Consider the following 23,007-nt stretch of genomic DNA (forward strand, 5'->3'; position numbering starts at 1 on the left):
GTAGGCATACTCCCCGGTGCCCGTCCATATACATGGACTAACTGGGAGGTGGACAAAGAGTGATTGATCAGGTCGATGAGACCTCTGCCCGGCGCACTTGGGAGCAGGTCTTTCACGTCTGTCCACCAGACATTCGGGGACGGCTCGAGAGTCTTGACCCAGCATACCTGCGCCGCATCGAAGAAGTTCGGCTGCGGCTTGGTCAGCCCGTTCAGTTGGCAGGCTGGGGTTTTGACAGGTTCCTCGGAGAAGCCGGAGACGTGACAACGGACCCGAGGAGTGGCTTCTTGGTGACGGAAGATCACCTGGCTCGCGTGATTCAGGGTGTGACCCAGGCGTCCTTGTATGCGGTGGAAGATGATTTGAAAAAAGGCTTTGTGACGATGCAAGGCGGCCACCGTGTCGGTATTGCGGGCAGAGCCGTACTCGGCAACCGAGGAGAGATAAAGGCGGTTCGGTCTATTTTCTCCGTAAACATCCGAGTGGCAAGAGAGCGGCACGGAGTTGCCTCTCAACTTGCAAAATACACCGTTGACAAAGAGAACGGAAGGCCGCTGAGCGTACTTCTAATTTCTCCGCCCCAATGCGGCAAGACAACTCTGCTGCGCGATTTGGCGAGACTGTGGAGTTGGGGCATTATCGCGCCAGGTATTCCGGGGGCCAAGGTGTCCATTGTGGATGAGCGTTCTGAGCTGGCTGGCAGTGTAGACGGACGGCCGCAGTTCGACATCGGTCCGCGAACCGACCTTCTTGACGCCTGTCCAAAAGCAGAGGGCATGCGCATTGCCATCCGCAGCTTGTCACCAGCGGTCCTCGTAACCGATGAGATCGGTCATGAAGAAGACGCGAGAGCAATCATGGATGCCACACATGCGGGGGTCGCAGTCGTTACTTCAGTGCACGCAGGGTCGGTGGAGCAGTGGAGACAACGACCTGCGATGGAAGGATTGTTTCAGTCCCGGGCTTTTGACAGGTACGTCTTGATTGGCAGACAGGACGGTCCTGGAACGATTCTCCGGATTGAGGATGCAGACCAACATGTGCTGTACAGACGAGCCTCCTCTAGTAAAAGGGTGGACCTACGTTGATCAAGTTAATTGGCTGCGCACTGATTGTCGTTGCAACGAGTGCCATTGGGTTTCGAGTGGCAAGGGTGTATCGTGAGCGTCCGAGGGAATTACTCCTGCTGATTGAGGCTTTGAGGTTGTTGCGCGCTGAAATTGAATACACCGCAACTCCATTGCCGCAGGCTCTCAAAAATGTGGGTGCACGGATGCACAGCCCGGTAAACATTGTTTTTAACACAACGGCGGACGAATTGTCCGGAGCAGATGTTACCGTCGGGGAAGCACTGGCGGCGGGGGTGCGTGCATGTCGACAGAAGGCTCATTTGACAGATGCGGACTTCACTGCCCTTGCCGTGTTTGGCCGAACCCTTGGTACATCTGACCTTCTACACCAGAGTCAACAGTTTGAGGCCACACTCGCACAGTTAGAGTCTGCCCAAAAAGGTGCCGCTGAGGACCGACGTCGGTACGAACGCATGTGGCAATATATCGGCGTGTTGGCAGGACTGTTCATTGTCATCCTGCTGTATTAAAAGTCTATCGACTAGGGATGGAGGGACTATGGGTGACTCCGGAAATTCGAGCAATCTTCCAAATCGCAGGGATTGGGTTTTTAGTGGCCATCTTACATACCATTCTCAAGCAGAGTGGTAAAGAAGAGTTTGCAAACTGGACAACATTTGTCGGATTTGTAGCAGTGTTTGTCATCGTAATTGGATACGTGGACCACTTGTACAGTGAGATCCAGCGAGTCTTCCTCCAAATGTAGGTGATGTCTTTGCATATTCTGCAGCTCGTCGGCATCGGCCTTACGGCAACAGTATTGGTTTCCGTCTTGCGACCGCATGCGCCCCAGTTTGCGATGATGGTTGGATTGCTAGCGGGTATCGTGCTTCTGGTAGCAGTGGTGCAGAATATGCACTCTGTCATCAAGACTCTGACAGACCTTTCTGCTGCTGCAAACGTGAATCAGGGATTTATGGCCACCGTGCTCAGAATCATCGGGATCGCGTACATCGTCGAATTTGCAGCCCAAGTGGCCCGTGACGCTAAGGAAGGTGCATTAGCCGGAAAAATTGAGTTGGCTGGGAAAGTCGGGATTGTGATTTTAGCTCTGCCGATTATCACCGGTGTCATCGATTCATTGGTACGTATGTTGCCGTAGAGGCCCGGGACGGAGGTTGAAGACATTGCGACGGTTCCTTGTTTCATTCCTTCTCACGCTGTTCGCATGCATCCTGTTTATCCAGCCGGCCTTCGCGGACGTGGGTCAGTCAGGAACGACCGGTCAGCCTCCGCCGTCGTCAGCCACACAGAGTGGAACCCTGACTGCTCAAAGTTCGAACAACTCTGTTCAGAGTGGGCAGTCCCCTGGCACGGAGTCGTTGAACCAAGTAGCCCAGTCGCAGCTCGACAGCCTGCCAACCGGCGTGATCGAACAATACTGGAACTCTCTGCAGCAGCAGTATGGTGGATACCTCCCGGACGCCCAGAGCGGCAATATCATCCGGTCAATTCTCGAAAACGGTGGCTGGAATCTCCATGGACTGATACATGGCATCTTACGCTACTTCTTCTCAGAAGTCTTTGACAACATTCGACTGCTTGGAGCCATCCTGCTCCTGAGCGTCCTTGCCGTGATTTTACAGTCCCTGCAGTCAGCGTTTGAACAGCAGACGGTTAGTCAGATTGCCTATGCTGTGATTTTCTTTGTATTGATTGGACTGGCCATCGGGTCGTTTACGGAAGCGGTGGGGTACGCCAAGCACGCCATTCAATCGATGACAGACTTCATGCTTGCTACGGTCCCTCTTGTTGTCACGTTGATGGCTGCTTCGGGAGCCGTAACGTCCGCTGCCTTCTTTCAACCCATGCTTGTGTTCGCTGTGCATCTTATCAGCAACGTGATTTTCTTGTTTGTATTTCCAATGATCTTTTTCGCTGCCATCCTCGACTTGGTCAGCAGTTTGTCACCCCGGTATCAAGTGACAAGGTTGGCTGGATTTTTTCGAACTGCGGGCGTCGCCACACTAGGTTTATGTCTAAGTGCATTCCTTGGGGTTGCAAGTGTCCAGGGGCTTGGCAAGGGCGTTGCTGATGGCGTAACACTGCGGTTGGCCAAGTTCTCAGTCAACACATTCGTTCCGATAGTTGGGAAGGCCATGTCTGACGCCGCCGAGACAGTTGTCAGCGCCTCGATGTTGGTGAAAAACGCTGTCGGGGTAGCAGGTTTGTTGATTGTGCTGTGTCTGGCTTTATTCCCTGCTTTAAAGATCCTCGCTTTGTCGATGATTTACAACGGCAGTGCGGCACTGATGCAACCTCTTGGTGATGGACCGATGGTGAAGACCCTAGGGTCTCTAAGCAAGACTCTCGTGTTGGTGTTTGCTTGCGTAGCAGCAGTGGCTCTCATGTTCTTTATGGCCATTTGCATCTTACTCTTGTCAGCAAATATTGCGGTGGTGATGTCATGACGGTTATCGGGGGGTGGTTAAGGCAAATCATACTCATCATTTTTCTCGCAATCCTGGCAGACTTCCTGTTGCCAACGAAATCGATGCAAAAGTACGTACGGATGGTCATGGGGTTGGCTGTCATCGCAGCAATGCTGCAACCGGTTATGCCGCTGTTCCAGGGGGGATGGGCGAACCAATTGGCCGAGAAGGCCACGAGCGAAATCCTGAGTAGTCCCTCCTCAACCCATACGAGACAAAGCTACGATGTTTCGAACCTCAAACAGCAGTTTCAGACTGAGCAATCGAATGAAGAGGTCGCACTGCTTGAGCAAAGGCTCAAGGTTGCGGTTGCAGACGCATGCAACTGCACTGTAACCGCTGTGCAGGTTGCCACAGACAATACAGGAATGGTTCGCTCGGTTACAGTGGAAACCCCGAACGCAAACCAATCTCAAACTCGAGATGTCATTATCCAGTATCTTACAGTCCAGTTAGCGCTCTCGAAGGACCAGATAAAAGTGGTCAATTGACTGAGAAGGGGGGGAGTTCTTCTGGATTTCAAGACCATTTTACAGAACAAGTGGTTGTTGTTGCTCGGTGCCTTGGGTGTGCTGTTTATTCTCGTCGGTTCGTTTTGGAAAAGCGGCGCTGCCGCTGTATCGACCATAGGCTCGGGACCTAGTTCGACTTCGGCTTCGACTTCGACGGCGGCCAGCATCAGCTCAACCAACGGTTCAGGCGGGCCTTCAAGCAGCTCAGACCCCATCTTGCAGATGGAGACGAACTACGACAACCAGTTAACACAGATTATCGACCAACTGCAAGGTGTCAACAGCGCGGTTGTCATGGTGACGCTCGACTCTACCAACCAACTTTCTGTCGCGAGTAATGAGCGACAAACAACGCAGACCCAAAAAGGAACTGCAGGACAGTCTTCCTCGCAGTCTACGACAGAGGACAACTCTGTTTTTACGCAGCACACTGCAGATGGAAGTACGATTCCTTTCGTTACATCACAGCAGTCCCCGAAGGTTCGCGGGGTAGTCGTTTTGGTGAATGCAAAAGATTTCTTCGTAGCAAAAGCAGAAATCATTGACGCAATTGGTCATGTGTTGGACGTGCCTGCATATAAAATTAGCGTAGAGCCAAAAAGGAGTAATCCTTAGAAGATTGGGAGGAATGTGCAAATGGTGAAACGGCAAACGGTCTGGTTATCGACGATGATGGTGTTGTCCCTGATGTTGATTGGGTATTACACCATGAATAACGAATCTAGCCTGACTACATCGTCTCAGACAAATTCAACGAGCATTGCAACGACGAGCGGCCAGCCCGGAAACTCATCATCTACGGGACAAGCAACCGGCAACCAGGCGGGCACGACAGGAAACAGTGCTCAAAGTCAGAGTACAGGCAGCAGCACCGGCACTCCTACGACCACCACAGACTGGTTCGTCAACATGCAGACGCAGCTTGATACTCAGATGACTCAGCAGATTGATACCGAGACACAGATTATCTCCAACAACAATGCTTCCGCGACGCAGCTCAGCCAGGCTGAAGACAAGCTCCGTCAGCTGCAAACGTTGCAAGGTGAACTGGCGAATGCCAAAGAAATGATTCTTGCCCAAGGATATAAAGACTGCGTGATTGTTCCAAGCTCTGATGGGGGCAAAGTGATTGTCTACGTAAAGGCCAGCAAAATCAGTAACAGCAGCGCGGTTGCATTAATGAACATTGTCAGCCAGGAGCTAAACATGTCAGCATCCAACGTCGTGATCCAAATCAAAGCCTAATCTGACAACGTCATCAAAACGCCCCGCTCTGTGCGGGGCGTTTGTCTTGGCAAGGCTTATTGGGTAACATAGAACACGTTTTGTCTCTATGTTATACTAGGACGAGTAATTGAGACGCCATCTGCCAAGGGGTGACAGTTTGTTGTTTAAGATTGGTGAGATCCGAGAACTAATTCGGTTGTTGGATGAAACGAGTGTGAGCGAATTAACGATAGTTTCTGGTGATGACAAGCTTTGTATTAAAAAGCCGGACGTGAGCGGAGTGATTCCGCAGGTCCAAGTTGCACCGAGTATGCCCGTGCAGGCGACGATCCGTGCAGTGTCGGCTGCTGCTCCTGTCGCAGAGCCGCAAGCGCCGCTGGTACAAGGCGCAACTCCTGCCCAGGAGAATGATGAAGCGACGACAGTGATTACGTCTCCGATGGTCGGTACATTCTATCGGTCGCCGTCACCAGATGCACCAGCTTACGTTGAAGTGGGCAGTCGAGTAACAACAAAGACCATCGTTTGCATTGTCGAGGCCATGAAGCTAATGAACGAGATCGAAGCAGAAGTCAGCGGTGTCGTTACAGAGGTAATGGCTGAAAATGGACAGCTGGTGGAGTATGGTCAGCCGTTGTTCAAGATTAAACGTTCCTAAAAGATACGTATATAAGGAGAACGACCATGTTCAAGCGAGTATTGGTTGCAAATCGAGGTGAGATCGCAGTCCGCGTGATTCGGGCCTGCCGGGAGCTCGGGATAGAGACCGTAGCAGTGTATTCACAAGCAGATGCAGATGCACTCCACGTGCAGCTCGCTGATGAAGCATACTGCATTGGTCCGACACCAAGCAAACAGAGCTATCTACATATCCCGAGCATCATGTCAGTGGCAACACTGACTGGCGTGGATGCCATACATCCTGGATATGGATTCTTGGCTGAAAACAGTGATTTCTCTGAAGTCTGTGAGCAGTGCGGGATTACCTTTATCGGACCGAGCCCATATGCGATTGAAACCATGGGCGATAAGTCGATGGCAAGGGACACCATGAAAGCCGCAGGCGTTCCTACAGTCCCAGGCAGCGACGGATTGTTGCAGACACCCGAAGAGGCGATCGAAGTTGCAGAACTCATCGGGTATCCAGTTATCATCAAAGCCACGGCTGGCGGTGGTGGAAAAGGGATTCGAATTGTACGTGATGCGGACGCGCTTCGCCAGGCCGTCGTGACCGCGCAGCGTGAAGCAGAGACTGCTTTCGGGAATGCTGGAGTATACCTCGAGAAGTATATTGAGCGCATGCGCCACGTCGAAATTCAAGTGATGGCGGACCGGCATGGAAACGCTGTCCATCTTGGCGAACGGGATTGCTCTGTGCAAAGAAGACTGCAAAAGCTTGTAGAAGAGTCTCCTTGCCCAGTTCTCTCAGAGGAGACCCGGCAACGCATGGGTGCAGCTGCTGTTGCAGCCGCAAAGGCCGTTGATTATGTCGGTGCTGGAACCATTGAATTCATTTATGCCGACAATGGTGAGTTTTACTTTATGGAAATGAATACACGTATTCAGGTTGAACACCCTGTGACGGAATGGGTGACCGGTTTTGATCTGGTCCGTGAACAGATATTGGTTGCCGCTGGCGAACCTCTGAGCTTTACTCAAGATGAAGTTGTCATGCGCGGCCACGCAATGGAGTGTCGGATTAATGCTGAAGATCCGGCACGAGGCTTTATGCCGACGCCGGGACGCATCACAGAGTATCTCGCACCCGGTGGACCTGGTGTGCGCGTGGATAGTGCTGCATTCCCTGGATACTCTGTCCCGCCGTTCTACGATTCAATGATAGCCAAACTTGTGGTTTGGGCACCGACCAGAGAACTGGCGATGAATCGCATGAGTCGCGCATTGCAGGAATTTCGTATTGAAGGCGTTAAGACGACCATTCCATTTCACATTGCCTTGTTGCAAAACGAGGATTTCCGCCAAGGAAATGTGACGACTAGGTTCCTCGAGGAACACACCCTCGAGTTCTAGAGAACAGTGTGGTTGTACAGACTCATTTTTAGACGAACGGAGGCAGGTGTGTTATGCAGGACATGGAGTTTCAGACGAACGATCTCGGTAAAATCCAGATTGCAGATGAAGTGATCCAGATTATTGCGGGACTTGCCGCCAGCGAGATTGAGGGCGTTGTCGATTTAACCGGAAGTTTTGCCGGAGGTCTGACTGAGTCTTTACTCGGACGGAAGAATCTGGCCAAAGGCGTGCGAGTCGAATTTCACGATGAAGAAAAGTCCTGCAATATTGGGCTTTCCCTCGTCCTTGACTTTGGGATCAATATTCCGACGACATGCATGCAAGTCCAAGAACACGTAAAGAGCGCCGTAGAAGGGATGACAGGGCTCAGCGTGACGCATGTCAACGTTCATGTGACAGCCGTGCGCGTACACGGTGAAGTCAAAGAACTTCCAGAAAACACGGATAAGCGCATTCACTCCTAATTATCGTTCCATGAGTCCGGCTTCGGTTCCTTGGCATCTGCGGGTGTCGGGAACTGACGGCACCAGTGAAGCATTTCGGTGGTCCGCAGTCTGTCCTTCTCACGAAACAGGCGTATGGTGCATCAGGGATGCCAGCAGGTTACCAAGCCGGGCTCACAAGCTCTTACTGATTCGCCCGGGAGGCGTTCGATGTGAGTTATTTGGATCGCATTTTGCTCGTGTTGTTTACCATCATCAGCCTTGCCGGAGCTGTGGGGCTGTTCTTGCTGAGTGTAATGGGCTTTGGAAACCTGACTCAAATCACGCAGTACCCTTGGTACATATATGCGATCGTCGTTTCGATTGTCTGGTTTATCCTTGGACTTCGGTTCTTGTTTTATCGCATCAGCTCGCACGACGTAGATTTCGTTGTGCTGCCCGGTGAGTTCGGGAATATCCGTATCTCGTTTGAGACGATTCGTCAATTGTCCAACCGGACGGGGAAATCCGTCAAAGGCGTACAGGAATTTGACACTCGGGTACGGAATGGACAACAAGGCATCTGGCTTGCGATTCGCGTTCGCGTCCTGCCGGATCTTGATTTGAATGCAATGAGTCGTGAGATTCAGAGTGCAGTAAAGGAATACGTGGAGAACACGACTGGTGTCACCGTCGAACGAGTAACCGTTCACGTCGCAGAGCTTGCGAGCTCTGCAGCCAAAGTGAGTAAAGCGTGGGTGGATTAAATGTGGACGTTCGTTCGCACTATATCCGTTGGGCTTCTCAACCTCAAGCGGCGTTGGCAAGGAATGATTGCGGGTGTCGTTCTGTGGCTGGCATGGATGATTTTTGGATTTTGGTCGACACTGCTGTTATTGGTGTTGATGGTGGCGGGATTCTTTTTGGGACGCGTGATGGAAGAGAAGCATGACTGGAAGCAAGTGCTTGACAAACTGCTTGCAGACCGTTTTAACGACCAATAGCGCATTAAAGACAACTGCAGAAAAAGGCAGTTGCTGTAAAGGTGGACAGCCAAGAATCATATGAAACGACGAGAACTTCGAGCACGGGCCGTGCAGGCCGTTTATCAAATGGATGTTGGACAAGTACTCGCATCAGATGCCGTGAATCACGTGCTGGATGGCGCGGACGCTGAACTGGGCGACGGTCAACGTGATTTTGTCAAGGGCCTTGTCGAGGGAGTTGCTGTGAACACGGAGATGCTTGATGACATGATTGCCAAAAACGTAACTGGTTGGCGGTTGGATAGAATCGCAAAGGTGGATCTTGCGGTTCTCCGGCTCGCCCTGTATGAGTTGATGTTTGAACCAGAAACCGACGTTGCAACCATCATGGATGAGGCTGTGGAACTAGCAAAAGAGTACAGCACGGAAGAGTCTGGACGGTTCATTAACGGTGCCCTTGCGAAGTTGCTGCCAGCGGTTGAAGTGCGCCGGGCAGAGGAAGAGTGACCTTTTCAGGAGGTGAGACCGCTGGAACTGGTCTTGGGCATCGATACGAGTAATTACACGACATCTCTGTGTGCTGTCTCATGGTCCGATGGACGAATGGTCGCAGAGGCGCGCAAGTTGTTACCTGTAGCAAGCGGTGAGAGAGGGCTTCGGCAATCCGATGCACTCTTTTTTCATGTACAGCAGTTACCTGAGGTCACGTCCCTGCTCATGAGGTCCATCAGTGCAAAGGGTGTCGCATGGCGGGGCGTTGGTGTCTCCGTACGGCCGCGTCCTCTCGCATCTTCTTACATGCCGGTATTTCTTGCCGGAACACGGTATGCAGAGACGTTTGCAGGATTATGCGGAATACCGCTTGTCAGAACATCCCACCAGGAAGGACATCTTGCTGCGGCAGATTACAGTCTGTGTGCCAACGAGGATGCGCCTTTTCTCGCGATTCACCTATCTGGCGGGACTTCCGATGTCCTGTTAGCGAGACGAACCCGTTTCGGATATGACATAGAATCGCTTGGCAGCAGCTCAGATTTAAATGCTGGTCAATTCGTGGATCGAGTCGGTGTTGCACTCGGTCTGCCATTTCCGTCCGGAGCGCATTTGGAACGACTGATGAGCGAGGCCGGCGCGGAGTCGGAAGGAGATTCAGGTTTCCGGTTGTCAGCGAGTGTCAAGGGATGTGACATGAGCTTCTCTGGGCCATGCAGCGCAGCATTGCGTGCGGTTGGTGCTGGCATATCCGCACCCATCATCGCTAGGGCAGTGTTTTCATCCATTGCGAACAGCCTGGTCAAAGCGATTCGAAATGCTGCTATGCAGCGACCCCAAGCTGCCACTTGCATCCTCGCGGGAGGGGTGATGGCCAATGAGTGGATCCGCGAACGTGTGAAAAAACGGCTGTCCATCGAGGTTCCGCATCTTCGAGTCCTGTTTGCTGAACCAACATTTTCGTCTGACAATGCGCTAGGGGTTGCTTCCATTGCAAGAAGATACCTCTGTAGTCATACATAGTCCATCTGGCTCATTCTCATTTTGTTAGGTAGTAGGATATGACAGGATGCGCTATAATTCGAATGGCTAGATTTCATTGTTCGTATTATCAGTCGGGCTTTCGGTCCACACCTTGAGGAGGGAAAGTGATGAGTCCCAACCAGAATGACGTGTTTGACATCACGATTATCGGAGGCGGTCCTACAGGACTGTTTGCTGCTTTTTACTGTGGCATGCGTAATGCAACCTGTAAAATCATTGACAGTCTGCCTGAACTTGGCGGCCAACTTGCTGAGTTGTACCCGGAGAAGTATATTTTCGACGTTGGCGGGTTCCCAAAGATCCGTGCCCGTGATCTGGTCAGCCAGTTAAAAGAACAGGCATTCCAATACAACCCAACTGTGCACCTGAACGAGCGTGCCCAGGAACTCCACCGCCGCGAGGATGGCGTCTTCGAGCTCAAGACAGACAAAGGCGTTCACTATTCCCGAGCAATCTTGATTTGTGGTGGGATTGGAATGTTTACGCCTCGTCTCCTTCCGGCAGAAGGTGCAGACCAATACGAGGGTAAGGGACTCTACTATTACCTCGACAATTTGGACAACTTCCGTGGTCACAGCGTTCTCGTGGTTGGCGGCGGTGACACAGCGCTTGATTTTGCGTTGATGCTCGAAGGAGTTGCCTCCAAGGTGACACTGATTCATCGCCGTGACCAGTTCCGTGCCCACGAAGAAACCGTCAACAAACTTCAAAACTCGAGTGTCGATGTTCGGACGTTCGTCGAACTGAAGGCTGTGCACGGAGATGGCAAGGTCGAGCGGGTTGACTTAATTCACAACAAGACCAAAGAAGTCACCGAACTTGAAGTGGATGCCATTGTGAGCGGTCTCGGGTTTTCCGCATCCCTTGGACCTATCAACGAGTGGGGACTCGAGATTGAGAATAACGAAATCATCGTCAATACGAAAATGGAAACCAGCATTCCGGGTGTGTACGCTGCCGGAGATGTCGTCACTTATCCCGGGAAAGTCAAGTTGATTGCGACAGGGTTCGGAGAAGCTCCGACAGCTGTCAACAACGCTAAGACGTTTATTGACCCGAAAGCTAAGCTGAGTCCGGGACACAGCAGCAGCCGTTCGGAATAGTTGCAGCCTTTGCAGCTGTCTATGTCCGTTCGCTGTTCGGCAACGAGAGATCAGCTATTTTACAAGAGTACTCCGACACAGATACATCTTTTGAAGGGAACGGTAGATGTGAGTGTAGTCCCTGCGCAGCAGATTTATACCGTGAGTGAACTGAACGCAGTGGTTCGCCGCATGTTCGAAGCGGAGCCCAAGTTTACCCGGTGTTACGTGGCGGGTGAAATATCCAACTTCAAACACCATAGCAGCGGTCACATGTACTTTACCCTAAAGGATGAGCACAGTCGGTTACGGGCTGTGATGTTCGCAGGGAAGAATCGTTCTGTTACGTTTCGGCCACAGGACGGGATGCGCGTTATCGTGGCAGGATCGCTGAGTGTCTTCGATCGGGATGGCTCCTACCAGATGTATGTCGAGGAAATGCAACCAGACGGCGTTGGGGCGCTTTATGTCGCGTTTGTGCAACTGAAAGAACGTCTGAACAGCGAGGGGTTGTTTGCGGAGAGCCGCAAACGGCCCCTGCCGCGCTATCCGCAGCGGATCGGTGTGGTCACGTCTCCGACGGGGGCAGTCATTCGAGACATCTGCTCCACGCTTCGTCGTCGTTACCCAAACACGAAGGTTGTTTTATCTCCCGCCCAGGTGCAGGGTCCCACCGCGGCCGGGACATTGGTTCGGGGGATTGAACGGTTGCTCCTGTATTCGCAAACCGTCGAGCCCATCGATGTTCTGATTATTGCACGTGGAGGGGGCTCGCTCGAGGAGTTGTGGCCTTTTAATGAAGAGGTCTTGGCGAGGGCTATCGCCGCCTGTCCGATTCCGGTGATTTCCGCTGTGGGACACGAGACGGATTTCACGATATCAGACTTTGTGGCCGATGTTCGAGCCGCAACACCGACTGCCGCTGCAGAGCAAGCGGCGCCAACGGCACAAGAACTTTTGATACTACTCTCTCAGATTAAAAATCGGGCGGAGACAGCGCTGGCCCGTCGTCTTGAAGGAGCGCGGCAACGCTTAGAGCTCTCTGAACGGTCACGGGCTCTGCAAGACCCGAGGCGAATCATTGCAGTTCACCGACAGTCCGTAGATTACCTGGAGAGTCAATTAAGACAATACGCAGAACGGCCAATTCGGAAAGCGGATCGGAAGTTTCAATACTTGCGAGACCGAGTGGTGCGGCACGACATTCGTCATCAAATTGAAAGGCAACGAACTGTGCTCTCCGGATTGGAAAACCGATCTCGCGGAAAAATAGAGGCTCAGATGGCCTCTCGGAACAGTCATTTTGAGAAACTTGTTGCAACACTCACTGCACTGAATCCACTTGCCGTTTTGAGTCGAGGGTACGGGGTTATTTACGGTGCGGACAAGACCACTGTTGTCACATCAGTTTCACAGTTGAAGCAGGGGGATGCGGTACATCTGCGTTTCCAAGATGGAACGGTTGGAGCACGGATTGTTGATGAATGGGAGGAAGATCATGGGCGAGCAGTTCAATCCCGACTTGACATTTGAGCAGGCCATGAAGCAGTTGGAAGAAACGGTTCGCAAGCTTGAATCGGGAGACTTGCCGCTCGGCGAGTCTATCGACCAGTACAAGCAGGCCATGAGTCTCGTGCAGTTCTGCCGCCAGCAACTTGATAAGGCGGAACTGGAGATTGTGCAACTCATCGAACAGGACGGGAGCGTAACAGCAGTTCAAACTTCGGAGGTTGCTGAATGACAGAGGCTTTTGACCTTGGCGCATATATGGAAGAGCGAAAAAACCTGATTGAGGCGAATCTGCGTCCAGTATTCCCGGGTGAAGATGTCCCAGAGGTTTTGTTTGATTCCATGCGGTATAGTCTGTTAAGCGGCGGTAAACGACTTCGTCCGATGCTTTGCCTTGCGACTGCAGAGACGTTTGGCATCCCCGTCGGCAAGGCCCTGCCTGCTGCACTCGCACTAGAACTCATTCACTGCTATTCCCTCATCCACGATGACATGCCAGCTATGGACGATGACGACCTAAGACGCGGCAAACCAACCAATCACAAGGTCTACGGTGAGGCGACTGCGTTGCTGGCGGGAGATGGGCTGCTTACGCATGCCTTTTATCTGCTTTCCAGTCCGCTTGGAGTTGACACTGAAAGACAACTGGCGATGATTCAACGATTGTCGCACGCCGCAGGACCATATGGAATGGTCGGCGGTCAACAAGCCGACTTGCTCGCAGAGCACAAAGAAGGCACACTTGCGGAACTCGAGTTTATTCATTCACGCAAAACAGGTGCGTTGATACAGGCTGCAGTCGTCATTGGCGGACTTTTCGCTGACCTGACAGCATTGCAACGGCAGGCCCTCGAGAGTTACGGTGCGAATATTGGACTTGCTTTTCAGATGATGGATGATTGGCTCGATGTAGCTGGCGATACGGAAAAGCTCGGTAAGACGCAGGGCAGTGACTTGCGCTTGGAAAAGTTTACGTATCCAAGATTGATGGGTCTCGAAAAGACGAAAATGCGTGCAATTGAATCTGTGAATTCAGCGCTGTCAGCGCTCGAGGGTGCAAAGATTGAGTCTGTTCAACTGACTGAGATTGCAAAGTTTATTGTGGCGCGCGCGTTCTAGCATTTCAGGTGAACGCTTGCAACAGAGATTTCCCATGGAAGTTTCCAACGGAGAAGACTAGAGGTAATGCCGTATAACGCTGCATGTGGTGGAATTCTTTCGTCTGAACGGACGCACTGCACATATGGTATAATAGGTGCATTCGCGGGTGGCGCAGTATTCTAGTCAGTCGTCCAACTCTGAAGGCGGGGCTAAAAATCCGCCAAAGGGCACATCGATGAAGTTCCTGGTGGTGGCTTGGGGAGCCCAGCCCTGGGTTGTTACTGGGAGTTAAGAAAGGTGGGCAACGTGCAATGGCATGCGCGACCTGACCCATCTTTCGCGGAGGCCCAAGTGCGTGGCCTGCTAAGATACGAGGCGATGGCTTGGGGTATGAACCTGCATGCGGAGCCAATCTGTGTGCAGTGTAGCCTGCCTTGAGCGGGAGTCAAGGATTGCGGGAAACAGGCAATTGCTCCCTGGCCAGGGATGCGCTGCTGGTGCTGCATGAAATGACTCAACGCAAAAGAGGCTATGAGTTGGTAACGGCTGTCGCGGAAAACGCCTAGACTGTTCGCCGTAGCGTGGCTCTTTGGGGATTATAGTGTGGACTAAGTGGTAATCCAGTCTGACCGCTGGCGACACGGTCAAGGGATGCGTAAAGGGAAACCGCCTATGTGGCGACACATGGGTGCATCCTTGGGAAAACCTACTGGACCTAAGCCACAGCGTTTACCCAAAGAGCTGCCACCCATCAGTGTTTTCTTCGCGTACGTTGGGAGCGACGAATTACATATGAAGAAGACAACCGTAAAAACTGCGCTGCCGTTCATTCTGTCGGTTGCGGCATTATCCTTTCCACTCAGTGGTGTGTTTGACACAGCCACTATTTTTTTAGATCAAATTCCCTGGTACGTTGGGACCTTGGTGGTATTAATCATTGTTTTCATCGGTGCACTGTTCGACATGTTGGGCGTTGCTGCAGCGGCAGCGCGGGAAACGCCCTTCCACGCCATGGCGTCAAAACGGGTGTTCGGGGCGAGACGAGCTATTTTTATTGTGCGAAACGCAGAGAAAGTCTCCAGCCTGGCAAGTGATGTCGTAGGTGACATCGCCGGTGTGCTCAGCGGTGCTGGCGCCTTGGCCGTCTCCGTGCAGTTGCAAAAGGCGCTCCACAGTAAAGGATGGACTGCTGAACTGATTGTCATTTTACTGACAGCATTTATCACGGCACTTACCGTTGGGGCCAAGGCGATTGGAAAGACGGTTGCCATTCAGTCTCCGACACCGATTGTGTTGTTCGCCGCTAAGGCTTTCGACACGCTGTTTCTTTGGCGAAAGCCGGTCGAAGCTGTGGCTGCTCGACGTCGCAAAACGAAGAACTGACAAGGTCGCTTCGTGTCAGAGATAAGTGTGGATTCATACATAGACACCATCAAGTTGCAAACCTGATTACTCGCATTAGCACAATGGGCCATCGTTTGTCGCAACTTGCGTTATAATAGGCGCATGGAATTGTCATGGGCAGATGGCTCATTCGAGGGGTGTTGCTTTACGTTGCTTGAACATATAAGGAGTCCAAAGGATTTAAAACGTCTCAACGAATCTCAATTGGTCGATCTCGCCGCCGAGGTACGAGAGTTTCTTGTCGAATCAGTCTCGAAAACGGGCGGGCACTTTGGTGCGAACCTTGGGGTCGTCGAGTTGACGCTTGCTTTGCATAAGGTGTTTGACAGTCCGCGAGACAAAATTGTTTGGGACGTAGGACATCAGGCTTATGTCCATAAGATGCTTACCGGCCGTATGGACAAGTTTTCGACGCTCAGGAAGTTTAAGGGCCTTGCAGGATTTCCAAAACGCAACGAAAGTCCACATGATGCTTTTGGGGTTGGTCATGCGAGTACATCTATTTCGGCTGGACTCGGCATGGCTGTTGCGCGCGATCTCGCCGGACAACATTATAAAGTGGTCAGCGTCATCGGAGACGGAGCCCTGACGGGCGGGATGGCCATGGAAGCTTTAAACCATGCAGGGGAAGTCGGTACGGACTTTCTCGTCATTCTGAACGACAACGAAATGTCTATTGCCGAGAACGTCGGGGCGTTATCTCAATACCTCACGCGTTTACGCAGTGATCCGACGTACTCCCGCGCGAAGGCCGAGATTGAAAATGCCATGCGCAGGGTTCCTGGTATCGGAAGGACTTTAACTCGAACCTTGGAGCGGCTGAAAGACTCGATGCGTCACATGTTTGTCCCAGGTCTCTTGTTTGAGGGGTTTGGATTCAAATACCTTGGGCCGGTTGACGGGCATGACCTCCCGTCACTGTTGAAAATGCTTGAAGATGCGAAGAACCTTCGCGGCCCCGTCCTGTTGCACATGGTGACGCAAAAGGGCAAAGGCTACGCATCTGCTGAAGAGGCGCCGGATAAGTGGCATGCATGGCCATCAAGTGCCAAGAAGAACAGCCCGCCATCTTATAGCAAGGTGTTTGGGGACACTATGATGGAACTTGCAGAGGCTGACCCTCGTGTTGTGGCAGTGACCCCAGCCATGGTTCCCGGGTCTGGGCTCACCAAGTTTCGCGAGCGCTTTCCAAACCGGATCTACGATGTCGGGATAGCGGAGCAGCACGCAGCGACATTTTGTGCAGGACTCGCCGCAGCAGGACGAAAGCCTGTGCTTGCCATCTATTCTACGTTTCTGCAACGTGCGTATGACCAAGTCATCCACGACATCTGCATCCAACAGCTTCCAGTGGTAATTGCGATTGACCGGGCTGGGATTGTCGGGCCTGATGGAGAGACGCATCAAGGGGCGTTCGACATGGCCTACCTCAGGACAATTCCGAACTTGACCCTGATGATGCCGAAAGATGAAGGCGAACTGCGTCATATGATGTTTACGGCTCTGCAACAACAAGGACCTGTAGCTGTGCGCTATCCGCGCGCTGACGGAGCGGGTGCAAATGTCGAGGAACCGCTTCATGAAATTCCCATCGGCAAGTCTGAGCTTCTCCGAGAAGGGGACGACCTTTGCATCATGGCCGTTGGACCAATGGTAGGCGTTGCTCTGCAGGCTGCAGAACGCCTCGCACAGCAAGGCTTGTCTGCGTCCATCATCAACGCGCGTTACATCAAGCCGCTTGACAAGGAAACCATCATTCGGTACGCAAAAGTGATGCCTCTCATGACCATCGAAGAAGGGGCACTTGCCGGCGGGTTTGGTTCAGCCGTGGCAGAACTGTTAATGGATGAAGGCATTCAAACGGAGCTTGCCCGAAAAGGCTTCCCAGACCACTTTATCGAGCACGGAACGCGGGCAGAGGTGTTGTCAGAAATCGGCCTCGATGTCGATCACGTTGTGGACGCAGCGACGAAACTGTGCGGACACAAGGACGCTCGGCAATCCCCGTCTGTCCGGGCTTGGAGTTAGAGATGGCAGGCAAGATTCGACTGGATGTTTTGTTGCATCAACGCGGGCTGTTCCCTAGTCGGGAGGCAGCCCGCCGTGCTGTCATGGCCGGCCTTGTGAAGCATGGTGAGGAGGTCCTGGATAAACCGGGACTGCAGGTTAAGGAAGACCTGCAAATCGCAGTGGACAAGCCATTGCATCCCTACGTCGGGCGGGGCGGGTTGAAACTTGAAAAGGCGTTGGCTGCGTTTGCCCTCGACATTGGCGGTGCTGTTGTGATTGATGTCGGTGCATCCACTGGTGGTTTTACAGACTGTGCTCTGCAACACGGTGCAGCTCATGTGTACTCGGTAGACGTGGGCTATGGACAGTTGGCATGGAAACTGCGTGCGGACGAACGGGTCACTGTGATGGAGCGGACGAACTTCCGCCATGTCGATCCGTTCGTCTTCGACCCAAAGCCTTCGTTCGCGGTGATGGATGTTTCGTTCATTTCTGCTGGACTCTTGTTCCCGAAATTGGTCGAGGTGCTGAGAGTGCCGTTTACAATTGTATCTTTAGTCAAGCCGCAGTTTGAGGCGGGCCGTGAAGACGTTGGAAAGGGCGGAATCGTTCGCGACAGACTGGTTCACGAACGCGTACTTCGTGAACACGCCGACATGGGAGAAAAACTCGGATTAGTCCTTCGAGGGTTGACGTATTCGCCGGTAACCGGAGGCGACGGCAATATTGAGTACTTAAGTTGGTGGGAAAGTAAAGGAAACCTGCAATCCAATGACAAGGCACAGTCTGCGGAGGAACCAGACGATCTTCCCGCCAAGGCTGCCGGCATACCGATAATCTCCGCGGCTGAGGTTGCACAGGTGGTACACGACGCATGGAATTCCCTCAGCGAACAAGGAAAAGGGCACTCTGAACCCGAATCCTAATGTAAGGACAAGATTCGGACATCGGTGGGGGGAGACACCAGATGCAGTTACGGGATGTCTTTGCTCTGTTGATCGCAGTTGCGTTTGTGTGGCTGGTCATCAAATCCATGTTCCGTCAGTGGGGGAAGGAAAAGCAGACCCCGCTTCGAGGAAAGTTTCGCGCAGCTATGGACTGGCTAGAGGAAAACGGATACCAGATTATCCGCGTGCGTCAACGGGCCACTTGGACGGGGTATTACGACAGCCGGCAATTCGAAAGGCAGTTGATTGCGGACTTCATCGTCCGTAAGGGTGCGCGTACATATGTGGTAAAAGTAACAAATAGTAGGGACAAAGGCGTAAATGGTGTAAAACTACGCGGGGAATGGCATCCTCTCGTGGAGGCTTTCCACGTTCACGGAGCGTTGCAGATCGATGTGGAGAATGAGCAGATTCACTCTATTGACTTTATGATGAAATCACCTTCGTATGTGAAATGGCGCAAGGTCCTGAACCGAACGTTGTGGTTCTGTGCTGGTGCGTTTACAGCAGTCATGTGGCTTCATGGGCGTTAGGGGGAAGCAAATGAGAACTGTCGGTGTTTTGGTCAACCAGGATAAGCCGGGTGCTGATGATACAAAGCAACGGCTTTGTCAGCTTTTGAGTCAACACGGGTTCGCCCAGGTTACAGCGACCACAGACGAACTCGCAGCAGACACTGTGACAGGGAAGGCTTTTCAGGGAGCAGAACTGATCTTTGTCCTTGGCGGGGATGGAACTTTGCTCGGGGCAGCGAGAAAGCTTGTGGACTTCAAAGTCCCTTTGCTCGGTATCAACCTCGGACATTTAGGTTTCCTCAGCGAAGCTGACCCTGGCAACTTGCAGGAAACAGTGCGCCGTGTTGTTGAGAGAGAGTACGACCTCGAGCAAAGGCTGGCTCTTTGTACCCATGTGATTCGGGAAAACGGCGACAGCAAACCGCATTTTATAGGCATCAACGATGTTGCTATTGGCAAAGGCTCGTTCGCACGGATGGTGACCGTCGAGGTCTATGTCGACGATGTGCTGCTCGATTCCTATCGGGGTGACGGGGTGCTTGTATCCACACCCACCGGATCGACCGCATACTCACTGTCATGCGGTGGACCCATTGTTGTCCCATATGCAAAGGCAATTTTGATCACCCCGATTTGCCCTCATACGCTTGTTTCGAGACCTTGTGTCATTGACAGCAGTCAAACCATTCGCCTCGTGGTGCGCGGTCCGCAAGATGACGTTGGCCTGACCGTAGACGGACAGGTTGGTTTCCCGCTCGTTGCAGGAGACGAAGTCACCGTCGAACGCTCACCAGTCGACGTGACGCTGGTCAAGTGGCGAGACAGGGAATTCTTTTCGGTGCTCCGCAAAAAACTCCGGTACGGAGACCAGTCCGTGTAGAGTGAGGGGATTGTATGCTGGCCGAACTTTCCATCCGCAACGTGGCGTTGATTCGCGAAGTTCATCTGCAGTTTGATCGGGGACTCGTAGTGCTGACAGGAGAGACGGGTGCAGGAAAGTCCATTATTCTGGATGCACTCGGACTGTTGCTTGGCCAGCGAGCGACTAGTGATCTCATCCGACATGGCTCAGACACGGCGATGGTTGAGGGATTGTTTTCGGTCGAGCGGCAGCGCGACGTAATTGCACCCATTCTTGCTGAATGGGCCATTCCGTTTGAAGACGATGACGACCTGATTGTCACGCGGGAGATCCAACAAAATGGGCGGACCGTGTGCCGTGTCAATGGCCGCTTAGTGACCGTTCAGATGCTTCGGCAGTTAGGCCGTCATTTGGTTCAACAACACGGGCAACATGACCAACAAGGGCTGCTCCGGGCAGATGAGCAACTCCGAATGCTAGACCTATTTGGCGGATACAGCGATACTCTGGCCGAGGTGCGGCGTTTGTACGACGATTGGCGTTCGGCCAATGAAGAACTGGAGACGCTGCGTATTGATGAACAGGAGCGCACGAGGCGTCTTGATATGCTTACTTTTCAAATCGAAGAAATTGAAAAGGCCCGTCTGTCGGTGGGAGAGGAAGAGCCGCTTCGTGAAGAACGCCAGCGCCTGCAGCATCTCGACCGGATCCTCTCGTCGCTGCAAACTGCACTCACGGCCGTTGATGGGGAAAGCGGCAAACCGGGTGCGAACAGTTTGCTGGCCGATGCTGTACACGAGATAGCTGCTGCAGCGGGATACGACGAGGCGCTCAGGGAAAGTCTAACCATGTTGGAAACAGCTCAAGTCCATGCAGAAGAGGCACTGCGGGTTTTAACGCGATATATGTCAGGGGTGGATCAAGACCCAAACCGGATCGAAGCGATTGAGGACCGTTTTGCCGAGATCAAAGGCTTGGAGCGAAAGTACGGGGCCACTATTGAGGACGTTCTCAATTATCTGGATGAAGCAAAGGCCTCCCGAGACGCTCTGTTGCATCATGAGGAGCGAATCGACGCGGCTGTGCACAGACTGAATCAAATCTCGGTCAAGCTGGGTAACGCATCGAGTCGCTTGCATCAGCGGAGAGAGGCCGCAGCAAAGGAAATGAGCCGACGCGTAGAGACCATTCTACGCGAATTAGACATTCCACGTGCAGTTTTTACCATCACGGTTGCATCGAGGACTGATGATGAAGGTGCGCCTGTCTTTTCCGCATCTGGGAGCGACGAGGTGGCATACTTTTTTTCGGCAAATCGCGGCGAAGAACCAAAACTCCTCAGCAAGGTGGCATCGGGGGGAGAGCTTTCAAGGACACTCCTTGCCATCAAATCGGTGCTTTCTGAAGTGGACGACGTTGCCACGCTGGTTTTCGACGAAATCGACAGCGGCGTCAGCGGCTCTGCGGCTGTCCAATTGGCCAGGCACTTATCCGCTCTAGGTGACCGCGGTCAAGTTCTGTGCGTAACGCATTCGGCTCAAATTGCTGCGAGTGCAGCCTCACACTGGCAGATCCTAAAGAAAGAGACGCCTGATGCGACGGAGACCGACGTCAAAGCGCTCGACGAAACGGGGAGAGTGGGTGAGATCGCACGCCTCTTGGGTTCGGATGCAGCGGATGGAACGGCCACGGAACATGCGAAAGCACTCCTTTATTCACGAAAGCATCTGGCAGGGTAGGGACGTCACTGGTACTGGAACCGTGGCAGCTTTTGAGCATCATAATCCCCTTCTGAACGGGCACGTTATGTAGCACGAGAGGACGCGCGGTGGAGCGCGTCTGGGGGTGCCGTACAGGGGGGGGATCGACATGAATAAAGGGTGGTACGGGATGTGCGCCCGTCTAGGGGTTGCAGCCGGCTTGACGTGGCTTTGTTCAAGCGGTCCTGTAACACAGCTTGTCAGTACGCCCGACGAAATCCGACTTCCACTTGGTCAGCGACTTACACTAGATTTGCAGGTACCGGGTCATCTGCAAGTGAATTCCTCAAATGCTCGAGTTGTCGAAGCGCAAACACTGCCGGTTGGAAACAAAGGCCTGACTCATGTGTCCGTATTATCGCACGACGTCGGAGACGCAGTTGTATCCACAAGGATTTTTGGATTCCTCCCATGGAAAGCTGTTCACGTTAATGTGGTGCCAAGAGAAGATGTCATCGTAGGCGGACAGTCGATTGGGGTCGTTCTTCACTCCAAGGGCTTAATTGTCATCGGATTCCAGAGGATTGGACCGTCAGATGGGTCGCCTGCGGCGGATGCTCACATTCAGGTTGGTGATGTGGTGGAAGCAGCGGAAGGGCATCCAGTTCAGAGTGTGCTGGATCTCAGACGAGCGGTCAGCCACAGTTCCGGCACCGTTCAGCTTACTATCCGAAGAGGCAAAGAGCACCGAGAAGTCACCATCGATCCCATCACGGATACGCAAGGATTAAAGCATCTTGGGATGTTTGTGCGTGAGCGAACGACCGGAGTTGGGACCCTGACGTTTTACGACCCTGAGCACCACAGGTTTGGTGCACTCGGCCATCTGATTTCAGATGCTGACACAGGTCAAGCTATTGAAGGGACCGGCCCAGTATATCCGTCTGAAGTAACCGGACTGGTCAAAGGCGCTCCTGGAAAGCCTGGAGAGAAACGAGGCCGCTTTGTTCGGTCACTCGGTCAAATTGGAAACATTGAGGAGAACACACCCTTTGGAGTTTTCGGCAGCATGGCCAATGCGCCGAACGCAGGTCTCGTCGGGAAGCCTCTGCCAGTGGCACTTCCTGAACAGGTACACAAAGGTCCTGCCGAAATATTCACCGTGCTTCAGGGACAAACGGTCAAATCCTACAAAGTTGAGATTGAAAGTCTAGTCCATCAGGACGAGCCAGCAATCAAAAGCATGGTGGTTCACGTGACTGATCCGAGGCTGTTGCGTGAAGCAGGAGGTATCGTTCAGGGCATGAGTGGAAGCCCAATTGTGCAAGATGGTCGGCTTGTTGGAGCAGTAACACATGTTTTTGTGTCGGATCCGACCAGAGGATACGGGGTTTACGCTTTGTGGATGGTGAACGCTTGTGTTCATCCTGAAGCAGAGGACACCATGGTTCAAGAAGACGTTCCAGCCCTGTTCCCAAGGTATCTCAATGCTGCACATGCTGGCAGCGTGTGATTTACAGCGCAAAGAACAAAAATCACAAAATGCTTTTCGACAATTTTCGACCGATTGTTGGCCCTTTTGGGTCACCACTCGCTGT

26 protein-coding genes are annotated in these 23,007 nt (G+C 52.7%); all 26 read left to right on the forward strand.

What is annotated here, in order from left to right; translation table 11 throughout:
• Nucleotides 1-59 precede the first annotated feature (59 nt).
• The 26 genes from spoIIIAA (at nucleotide 60) to spoIVB (ending at nucleotide 22,922) form a co-directional block, all read left to right on the forward strand.
• On the forward strand, nucleotides 60-1,088 hold the full coding sequence (spoIIIAA, locus tag AN477_RS13465) for a stage III sporulation protein AA (RefSeq protein WP_169787897.1): 1,029 nt from the start codon (nucleotides 60-62) through the stop codon (nucleotides 1,086-1,088).
• Nucleotides 1,085-1,600: a stage III sporulation protein SpoIIIAB gene (gene spoIIIAB, locus AN477_RS13470; RefSeq protein ID WP_054969679.1), complete on the forward strand. Its 516-nt coding sequence runs from the start codon at nucleotides 1,085-1,087 to the stop codon at nucleotides 1,598-1,600. The genes spoIIIAA and spoIIIAB overlap by 4 nt, the downstream gene beginning before the upstream one ends.
• Before the next feature lie 32 nt (nucleotides 1,601-1,632).
• Complete coding sequence (spoIIIAC, locus tag AN477_RS13475) at nucleotides 1,633-1,836, forward strand: stage III sporulation protein AC (protein ID WP_157061959.1); 204 nt, start codon at nucleotides 1,633-1,635, stop codon at nucleotides 1,834-1,836.
• 3 nt (nucleotides 1,837-1,839) lie between these two features.
• Nucleotides 1,840-2,232, forward strand: a complete 393-nt coding sequence (gene spoIIIAD / locus AN477_RS13480; protein ID WP_342668559.1) for a stage III sporulation protein AD — start codon at nucleotides 1,840-1,842, stop codon at nucleotides 2,230-2,232.
• Nucleotides 2,233-2,257: 25 nt separating this feature from the next.
• Nucleotides 2,258-3,541 carry a stage III sporulation protein AE gene (gene spoIIIAE / locus AN477_RS13485; RefSeq protein WP_169787898.1) on the forward strand — a complete coding sequence of 428 codons (1,284 nt, stop codon included), beginning with the start codon at nucleotides 2,258-2,260 and terminating at the stop codon, nucleotides 3,539-3,541.
• On the forward strand, nucleotides 3,538-4,053 hold the full coding sequence (spoIIIAF, locus tag AN477_RS13490) for a stage III sporulation protein AF (RefSeq protein WP_054969682.1): 516 nt from the start codon (nucleotides 3,538-3,540) through the stop codon (nucleotides 4,051-4,053). Before spoIIIAE ends, spoIIIAF begins: the two co-directional genes overlap by 4 nt.
• Nucleotides 4,054-4,113: 60 nt before the next feature.
• Nucleotides 4,114-4,689, forward strand: coding sequence for a hypothetical protein (locus tag AN477_RS13495; RefSeq protein ID WP_054969683.1), 576 nt, complete (start codon nucleotides 4,114-4,116; stop codon nucleotides 4,687-4,689).
• Nucleotides 4,690-4,710: 21 nt separating this feature from the next.
• On the forward strand, nucleotides 4,711-5,319 hold the full coding sequence (locus tag AN477_RS13500; protein ID WP_054969684.1) for a SpoIIIAH-like family protein: 609 nt from the start codon (nucleotides 4,711-4,713) through the stop codon (nucleotides 5,317-5,319).
• Between the two features lie 142 nt (nucleotides 5,320-5,461).
• A complete protein-coding gene (gene accB, locus AN477_RS13505; RefSeq protein ID WP_054969729.1) occupies nucleotides 5,462-5,959 on the forward strand; it encodes an acetyl-CoA carboxylase biotin carboxyl carrier protein in 498 nt (165 codons plus the stop codon).
• 26 nt (nucleotides 5,960-5,985) lie between these two features.
• Nucleotides 5,986-7,332 carry an acetyl-CoA carboxylase biotin carboxylase subunit gene (gene accC, locus AN477_RS13510; protein WP_054969685.1) on the forward strand — a complete coding sequence of 449 codons (1,347 nt, stop codon included), beginning with the start codon at nucleotides 5,986-5,988 and terminating at the stop codon, nucleotides 7,330-7,332.
• Between the two features lie 53 nt (nucleotides 7,333-7,385).
• The gene (locus AN477_RS13515; RefSeq protein WP_054969686.1) at nucleotides 7,386-7,799 is read left to right on the forward strand and encodes an Asp23/Gls24 family envelope stress response protein; all 414 of its coding nucleotides are present in this window, start codon (nucleotides 7,386-7,388) and stop codon (nucleotides 7,797-7,799) included.
• A 191-nt stretch (nucleotides 7,800-7,990) separates the two neighbouring features.
• On the forward strand, nucleotides 7,991-8,524 hold the full coding sequence (gene amaP, locus AN477_RS13520; RefSeq protein ID WP_054969687.1) for an alkaline shock response membrane anchor protein AmaP: 534 nt from the start codon (nucleotides 7,991-7,993) through the stop codon (nucleotides 8,522-8,524).
• A complete protein-coding gene (locus tag AN477_RS13525; protein ID WP_054969688.1) occupies nucleotides 8,525-8,761 on the forward strand; it encodes a DUF2273 domain-containing protein in 237 nt (78 codons plus the stop codon).
• Between the two features lie 60 nt (nucleotides 8,762-8,821).
• Nucleotides 8,822-9,250: a transcription antitermination factor NusB gene (gene nusB / locus AN477_RS13530; protein ID WP_054969689.1), complete on the forward strand. Its 429-nt coding sequence runs from the start codon at nucleotides 8,822-8,824 to the stop codon at nucleotides 9,248-9,250.
• 12 nt (nucleotides 9,251-9,262) lie between these two features.
• The gene (locus AN477_RS13535; protein WP_054969690.1) at nucleotides 9,263-10,258 is read left to right on the forward strand and encodes a tRNA (adenosine(37)-N6)-threonylcarbamoyltransferase complex transferase subunit TsaD; all 996 of its coding nucleotides are present in this window, start codon (nucleotides 9,263-9,265) and stop codon (nucleotides 10,256-10,258) included.
• Between the two features lie 128 nt (nucleotides 10,259-10,386).
• Nucleotides 10,387-11,382 (forward strand): NAD(P)/FAD-dependent oxidoreductase, encoded by a 996-nt coding sequence (locus tag AN477_RS13540; RefSeq protein WP_054969691.1) that lies wholly within the window; start codon nucleotides 10,387-10,389, stop codon nucleotides 11,380-11,382.
• 108 nt (nucleotides 11,383-11,490) lie between these two features.
• Entirely contained in the window at nucleotides 11,491-12,894 is a 1,404-nt protein-coding gene (xseA, locus tag AN477_RS13545; protein ID WP_054969692.1) for an exodeoxyribonuclease VII large subunit, read from the forward strand.
• Entirely contained in the window at nucleotides 12,860-13,102 is a 243-nt protein-coding gene (gene xseB, locus AN477_RS13550) for an exodeoxyribonuclease VII small subunit (protein WP_157061961.1), read from the forward strand. Before xseA ends, xseB begins: the two co-directional genes overlap by 35 nt.
• Entirely contained in the window at nucleotides 13,099-13,989 is an 891-nt protein-coding gene (locus AN477_RS13555; RefSeq protein ID WP_054969694.1) for a polyprenyl synthetase family protein, read from the forward strand. The genes xseB and AN477_RS13555 overlap by 4 nt, the downstream gene beginning before the upstream one ends.
• Nucleotides 13,990-14,763: 774 nt before the next feature.
• Nucleotides 14,764-15,354: a CNNM metal transporter family protein gene (locus AN477_RS13560; protein WP_054969730.1), complete on the forward strand. Its 591-nt coding sequence runs from the start codon at nucleotides 14,764-14,766 to the stop codon at nucleotides 15,352-15,354.
• Between the two features lie 123 nt (nucleotides 15,355-15,477).
• Nucleotides 15,478-17,403 (forward strand): 1-deoxy-D-xylulose-5-phosphate synthase, encoded by a 1,926-nt coding sequence (dxs, locus tag AN477_RS13565; RefSeq protein ID WP_054969695.1) that lies wholly within the window; start codon nucleotides 15,478-15,480, stop codon nucleotides 17,401-17,403.
• A gap of 2 nt (nucleotides 17,404-17,405) precedes the next feature.
• Entirely contained in the window at nucleotides 17,406-18,311 is a 906-nt protein-coding gene (locus AN477_RS13570; RefSeq protein WP_054969696.1) for a TlyA family RNA methyltransferase, read from the forward strand.
• 41 nt (nucleotides 18,312-18,352) lie between these two features.
• Nucleotides 18,353-18,865, forward strand: coding sequence for a hypothetical protein (locus AN477_RS13575; RefSeq protein WP_054969697.1), 513 nt, complete (start codon nucleotides 18,353-18,355; stop codon nucleotides 18,863-18,865).
• A gap of 10 nt (nucleotides 18,866-18,875) precedes the next feature.
• Entirely contained in the window at nucleotides 18,876-19,727 is an 852-nt protein-coding gene (locus tag AN477_RS13580; protein ID WP_054969698.1) for an NAD(+)/NADH kinase, read from the forward strand.
• 14 nt (nucleotides 19,728-19,741) lie between these two features.
• Entirely contained in the window at nucleotides 19,742-21,448 is a 1,707-nt protein-coding gene (recN, locus tag AN477_RS13585) for a DNA repair protein RecN (RefSeq protein WP_054969699.1), read from the forward strand.
• Nucleotides 21,449-21,578: 130 nt separating this feature from the next.
• Nucleotides 21,579-22,922: a SpoIVB peptidase gene (spoIVB, locus tag AN477_RS13590; RefSeq protein ID WP_054969700.1), complete on the forward strand. Its 1,344-nt coding sequence runs from the start codon at nucleotides 21,579-21,581 to the stop codon at nucleotides 22,920-22,922.
• Nucleotides 22,923-23,007 lie beyond the last annotated feature (85 nt).

Origin of the sequence: Paenalicyclobacillus ferrooxydans (assembly GCF_001399675.1) — a bacterium.
Lineage (GTDB): Bacteria > Bacillota > Bacilli > Alicyclobacillales > Alicyclobacillaceae > Alicyclobacillus_B > Alicyclobacillus_B ferrooxydans.

Coding starts and splice junctions, on each gene's coding strand:
- spoIIIAD (WP_342668559.1), top strand. CDS start 1,840: ATGTCTTTGCATATTCTGCAGCTCGTCGGCATCGGCCTTACGGCAACA.
- spoIIIAF (WP_054969682.1), top strand. CDS start 3,538: ATGACGGTTATCGGGGGGTGGTTAAGGCAAATCATACTCATCATTTTT.
- AN477_RS13500 (WP_054969684.1), top strand. CDS start 4,711: ATGGTGAAACGGCAAACGGTCTGGTTATCGACGATGATGGTGTTGTCC.
- accC (WP_054969685.1), top strand. CDS start 5,986: ATGTTCAAGCGAGTATTGGTTGCAAATCGAGGTGAGATCGCAGTCCGC.
- AN477_RS13515 (WP_054969686.1), top strand. CDS start 7,386: ATGCAGGACATGGAGTTTCAGACGAACGATCTCGGTAAAATCCAGATT.
- AN477_RS13525 (WP_054969688.1), top strand. CDS start 8,525: ATGTGGACGTTCGTTCGCACTATATCCGTTGGGCTTCTCAACCTCAAG.
- nusB (WP_054969689.1), top strand. CDS start 8,822: ATGAAACGACGAGAACTTCGAGCACGGGCCGTGCAGGCCGTTTATCAA.
- AN477_RS13540 (WP_054969691.1), top strand. CDS start 10,387: ATGAGTCCCAACCAGAATGACGTGTTTGACATCACGATTATCGGAGGC.
- xseB (WP_157061961.1), top strand. CDS start 12,860: ATGGGCGAGCAGTTCAATCCCGACTTGACATTTGAGCAGGCCATGAAG.
- AN477_RS13555 (WP_054969694.1), top strand. CDS start 13,099: ATGACAGAGGCTTTTGACCTTGGCGCATATATGGAAGAGCGAAAAAAC.
- AN477_RS13560 (WP_054969730.1), top strand. CDS start 14,764: ATGAAGAAGACAACCGTAAAAACTGCGCTGCCGTTCATTCTGTCGGTT.
- dxs (WP_054969695.1), top strand. CDS start 15,478: ATGGAATTGTCATGGGCAGATGGCTCATTCGAGGGGTGTTGCTTTACG.
- AN477_RS13570 (WP_054969696.1), top strand. CDS start 17,406: ATGGCAGGCAAGATTCGACTGGATGTTTTGTTGCATCAACGCGGGCTG.
- AN477_RS13575 (WP_054969697.1), top strand. CDS start 18,353: ATGCAGTTACGGGATGTCTTTGCTCTGTTGATCGCAGTTGCGTTTGTG.
- AN477_RS13580 (WP_054969698.1), top strand. CDS start 18,876: ATGAGAACTGTCGGTGTTTTGGTCAACCAGGATAAGCCGGGTGCTGAT.
- recN (WP_054969699.1), top strand. CDS start 19,742: ATGCTGGCCGAACTTTCCATCCGCAACGTGGCGTTGATTCGCGAAGTT.
- spoIVB (WP_054969700.1), top strand. CDS start 21,579: ATGAATAAAGGGTGGTACGGGATGTGCGCCCGTCTAGGGGTTGCAGCC.